The organism is Bacillus sp. JJ1127, assembly GCF_036965845.1.
Classification (GTDB): domain Bacteria; phylum Bacillota; class Bacilli; order Bacillales; family Bacillaceae_G; genus Bacillus_A.
This window is the reverse complement of sequence record NZ_JBALQK010000104.1, coordinates 10,057-15,584: the sequence shown is the minus strand read 5'-3', so window position 1 is coordinate 15,584 and position 5,528 is coordinate 10,057. Positions and strand designations below refer to the sequence as shown.

The following is a 5,528-nucleotide window of genomic DNA, read 5'->3' as shown; positions in this document are numbered from 1 at the left end:
AGAAAATTATAGATATGAAGAAGTGGTCAGGAATTATGCCTCATACTGAAATTCAAGATGAATATGGTAAGAAATTGAAAAAATTATCATCTCCAATCCCAGAAAGTTATCGAGAAATGATGATGGAACATGGATACAAAATTGAAAAGGGAGCAATTATGATGTTGCCCGGAACAAACGCTGATTTAGTTTCTTTAGGATTTCAAATGTCGGCAGCAACTCCTGTTCGATAGGAGGGTGAAAAGGTGAAGTTACAAGTTGTCTCTCAAGTTGAAGAAACCCCCTTACAGCTAGTGAAAAATGATAATTTCATATGTAAATATGGATATTATCGTGCGAGGGAGTCGCAAGAATTACAGGAAAGTGGACAGGATTTCCTTGCTTTTCACATGAATGATTCTTCGATTACTTTTGCAGTATGTGATGGTGTTGGCATGTCTTTTTGTGGGGAATTAGCATCGGCATTTATAGGGAAGAAGCTCATGAATTGGCTATATAATCTAAAGAATCCTTATGAGTCAAATTCTCTTCAAAAAGAGTTACACGAGCTTCTTCAAGTATGGACAAATGAAGGAATGGAGATTGTTAAGTCATTTCAATTACCAGAGAATACAGCGTGGCTTCTTGCTGAAGTACTTGAAGAAAAACGTAAACATGGAAGTGAATCTATGTTTATTTGTGGGAAAATTGAATTAGTAATGTCTGAAAATAAAGCTAGAGTATTATGTGTTATGCATGGGGACTCATCTATACACTTTCTGAAAAATGATAAACAACATACGGAATATATACAGAAAGAACGAGATACTCATAAAAGATGGTCAACATGTAAGGGGATAATTGGAGAACCAGTTGAGATTTTGTGTAAAACTGTGCCTATAAATGAAGTGAATCGCATCATTGTCCATAGTGATGGGTTACCAATACTTAAACAATATGAAGAGGCAAACTTGAAGGAAGAAATTGCACGTACGCAGGAATCTCCTACTAGTGACGATATAGCGTATTTTGATATTTCATGGTAAAACGAGGCGAGAAGGTGATAAACATTGGAAGAAATTATTGTAACCTATATTACACAATCAAACGAAGAAGTGGATATTGCAATTCCAAATGATGTGAAAACGGTACAAATTATTGAATCTATTTTACACTATGAAAAAATCGAAGAGAATCAAAGTTTGTTATATGAAATACGTGCAACGAGGGATAAGGAGGAATGGTTGTCTGTTCCACAAGATGAAACATTAAGGGATCAACATGTATGGGACGGATATTACATCATGTTGCACAAAAAAGGTGCGTTAATTCCTTCTTTAGAATTTATCAAGAACCAAGAAATAGAACAGAGACAAGTTACCGTTCAAGAAACGGGTAAAGAAGATGGTTATGTATGGAAAGTAATTGAATAAATGTTTGAGAAAAGGAAAGAGGGAAATATTGTGCAAACATCACCATATTTTCAACGTTCACCTCGCGTGAGAGTTGACATTCCGACGGGGAAAGTCGTTGTCCATGATCCACCTAATATGCCAGAAGAACCAAAGTTTTCGATAGAATCAATGCTACTTCCAGGTATTATGACAGTTTTAACAATTGTTCTTTATTTTTTTGTTATGAAGAATATGAGATCAAGTTCAAGTTTTTTACCATTTATGATGATATCTAGTATACCCGTATTAGGGACTTACATATTTACAATATTAGCATTCTTTCGTAAGAAAAAAGAACATCGCTTAATGTTAGAACAACTACAAAACAATTACTTAGAGCAATTACAAAAACACCGGATGGAGTTGGAAAATTTAAAAGTAGAACAAGCAAAATACTTAATTATAAAAAATCCAAGCCCTTTAAAAAGTATCGGCCGGATTGAAAATAGAGAAAGTAATCTTTGGGAAAGAACTCCTGAAGGAGAGGATTTTTTAGATATTCGTATTGGTACAGGAATAAGGAGCTTTTTAATAGACTTAAAAGTTCCTGAAAAACGAGGTTATGATGATAATCTATTAATTACAGAAGCACAAAATATTGCAAAGGACTTTAAATATATTACCAATGGGCACATTTCTATTTCTCTAAAAAAGCATGACGTGATAGGTGTAGTTGGGAACAAGGATGATATTTCAAACTTTATACGGATCACAACAACACAAATTATGACACATCATGCACCTAATGAAGTGAAAATAGCGGCATTTTATCATCAAAAAAACAAGGAGAATTGGAATTGGATGAGATGGTTGCCCCATGTGTGGGATGAGCAACATAATATTCGTTTTTTAGCGGATACAGAAGATACTGCCCAAAAGTTAGCAGAATCTTTGTTTATACCGCTAAATATGCGAAGAATTTTTAATTCCTCACATCAAAAGGATGTAAACGTACCACTTGTACCTATGTATATCTTCTTTTTAGAGGCTCGAGACTTTTTAGAGGAAGATCCATTATTACCGATGTTATTAAAAGAAGGACAAAGTGTTGGTGCTTCAACATTTGTGTTTGCTCAGCGTAAAGATCAGCTTCCAATGGAGTGTGATCTTATTATAAATGTAAACGAGGACGAAGGTGAAGTTTTTGAAACCTTTTCGAGCACATCTGAAGGAGAAGAGAAAACATATACACAATTTAAAGTAGATAAACTATCGTATAAAACGTGTGAGCAAGGAGCGAGGAGCCTTGCATCAATTCGTCTTAAAAGCTCAACAGCTGCTAATATTCCAAAACTTTTAACGTTTTTAGATTTATTTAACGTAAAAACAATGGAAGAGTTAGAAATCTTGAATCGCTGGGAGGAAAACCGATACCCAACAGCACTACCTGTACCGATAGGAGTGAGAGAAGGGGGGAAACCCGTTGTTTTAAATATTCACGATAAAATTGAAAAGAAAGGACATGGTCCACATGGATTGATGGCTGGTACGACAGGCTCTGGAAAGAGTGAAGTTATTCAATCTATAATTGCGTCATTGGCAGTTACCTATCATCCTCATGAAATGGCTTTTATGTTAATTGATTACAAGGGAGGAGGAATGTCTAATACATTTGCGGGATTGCCGCATGTAGTTGCTTCCATCACAAACCTTGAGGATCCTAATTTAATTGAACGAGCACGTATTTCGTTAAAAGCAGAATTAGAAAGAAGGCAAAAGCTATTCATACAGGCGGGTAACGTACAGCATTTAGATGAATATTATGAAACAAATTGGCGCGAAAAAGAGCCATTACCACATTTGTTTATTGTGATTGATGAGTTTGCACAGATGAAAAAAGAACAACCCGAATTTATGGATGAGTTAATTAGTGTAGCTGCGATTGGACGTACATTAGGTGTACACTTACTACTTGCTACACAAAAGCCATCAGGAGTTGTAAATGATAAGATTTGGAGTAATTCTCGTTTTCGTATATGTCTTCGTGTTCAAGATGATGGAGACAGCAGGGAAATGATCAAAATTCCAGATGCATCTAAAATTAATGTGCCAGGTCGTGGATATCTACAAGTTGGAAACAATGAAATTTTAGAACTTTTTCAGTCTGCATGGAGTGGTGCACCTTATAATCCAGAAGAGGAAAAAGTTGTTCAACATGTTGACTTTACAAAAATAAAATTAAATGGTGAACGAATAAAAAGTAAAAAGCGTTTAAAACCATTGACAAATGGTCCGAAACAATTACAAGCATTAATTGACTATATTCACTTAAAGGCAGAACAAGAAAATATAAATCCGCTTCCGGGTCCATGGTTACCTCCGCTTCCGGAAACTTTACTATTGGACAGGTTTTATTCTATAACCGATTGGAATAAAAGTCAGTGGGAGATGGGAGAGCACGAGAAATATCAACCGATTGTAGGATTGATTGATGATGTTGCAAATCAGGCGCAATATCCATTGAAGTTGAATTTATTGGAAGGTCATATGAATGTATATGGTATGCCGGGTACGGGGAAAACAACATTTATTCAAACAGTTATTATGTCCCTTGCATTATCTCATTCACCAGAAGAAGTAAATTTTTATATTGTTGATTTTAGTAGAATGTTTTTAGATTTTGCTAAATTACCTCATGTAGGTGGAGTAGTACAAGAAGGTGAGTCAGAGAAAATAAAACGATTATTTGGCTTTATTAAGAAAGAGCTGTTGCATAGGAAAGAACAGTTTGCAACTCTAGGAGCAAAATCTTTTGAAACGTATAAACGTCTTTCTGGAGAAGTATTACCAGCTATGGTTATCATAATTGACGGGTATGCCCGATTTAAAAATGAGCATGAAAAAGAAAATGATTTATTAGAGCAACTTCTTCGGGAAGCAGCTACTTATGGTTTGTATTTTCATATCATGTTGAACCAAACGAGTGATATGTTTGATCGATATCGAAATAATATCTCACTAACCGTTTCGTTTGAATTACAAGATGCTTCGGAATACCAGTTCTTAGTTGGAAAGTCAAGTTTCCCATTAACTGACGTACCGCCTGGACGCGGACTTGTGAAAGGACAACCACCAGAATTATTCCAAGCTGCTTTACCTTTTGTAGGAGAAAGTGAATATGAATACACCGCCCAGCTGAAAAAAATAATGGAGAAAATGAGAGATGCTTGGACCGGAACCGATGTAAAGCCAATTCCAATGGTACCCCAAGTGGTTTCATTGTGTAAGATGCTTGAAGATGAAGATGGACAAGGAGCTTGCATTGGAATAGAAACAAATGAAATTGAACCTCATCGTATTGTACTAGAAGAAATGAATAATATCGTTATTGCTGGCAGAATGGAGAGCGGGAAAACATCGCTTTTACAAAGCATTCTTTTATCGATGGCTAATCATTATTCATCCGAACAACTTGAAATTTATACAGTTGATTTAACTGGAAAATCAATGGGTATAGCTACTATGAATAATATACCGCATGTGAAACAATCAGTTATAGATGGACAGCAATTTACAAAAATGTTGGAAGAGTTTCTGGAAAGAGTAAATGAGCGTAAAGATATGGTTCCACAATTAGGAGAGGTAATTTCTGATTCGCCTAACAATTCGCGTATTGTAATTATGATTGATGATCTAGAGCAAGTATTAAGTTATGTATCAATGGAGTTCCAGACGAAAGGCATGTTAGAGAAATTAGTAGAGCAGGCGAGAAATAAAGGTGTGCATTTTATTGTAGCTGGTACGACTTCTAATTTAAATAGCTATGGACATGAACAGTGGTTTAGTCATATTAGGAAGAGAAGTGTCGGGTACTTATTAGGTACAACAGACAATAGTGAGTTATATTTCTTTAACGCGAGATTACATCACACTGAAATGGATCAAGAATTAGCAGCTGGTGAAGGGTATTTTATTAAGAGAAAGCCAGTGAAGGTGAAAATCGCATATGAACCGCTTAATGTGGTAGCTGAAATGATGAAATCTCTACAACATACTATAATTCAATAATTTTTAAGAGGCGAAATTAAGGGAATTTTTATATTTTTTGTAAAAAACTATTTATTTTTATGGAGAATGTAATATATAATTTTATTG

At 35.2% G+C, this 5,528-nt stretch carries 3 protein-coding genes and 1 pseudogene; all 4 read left to right on the top strand.

All coding sequences use genetic code 11. The features are described 5' to 3' along the window. Nucleotides 1–233 (top strand): annotated as a pseudogene (locus V7183_RS11740) (hypothetical protein); the annotation flags it as partial. Nucleotides 234–245: 12 nt separating this feature from the next. Continuing rightward, nucleotides 246–1,025, top strand: coding sequence for a protein phosphatase 2C domain-containing protein (locus V7183_RS11735; protein ID WP_335359621.1), 780 nt, complete (start codon nt 246–248; stop codon nt 1,023–1,025). Between the two features lie 24 nt (nt 1,026–1,049). Next, nucleotides 1,050–1,412 carry a hypothetical protein gene (locus V7183_RS11730; protein ID WP_097898672.1) on the top strand — a complete coding sequence of 121 codons (363 nt, stop codon included), beginning with the start codon at nt 1,050–1,052 and terminating at the stop codon, nt 1,410–1,412. A gap of 30 nt (nt 1,413–1,442) precedes the next feature. Beyond that, nucleotides 1,443–5,441, top strand: coding sequence for a type VII secretion protein EssC (essC, locus tag V7183_RS11725; protein ID WP_335359620.1), 3,999 nt, complete (start codon nt 1,443–1,445; stop codon nt 5,439–5,441). The last annotated feature ends 87 nt before the right edge of the window (nt 5,442–5,528 follow it).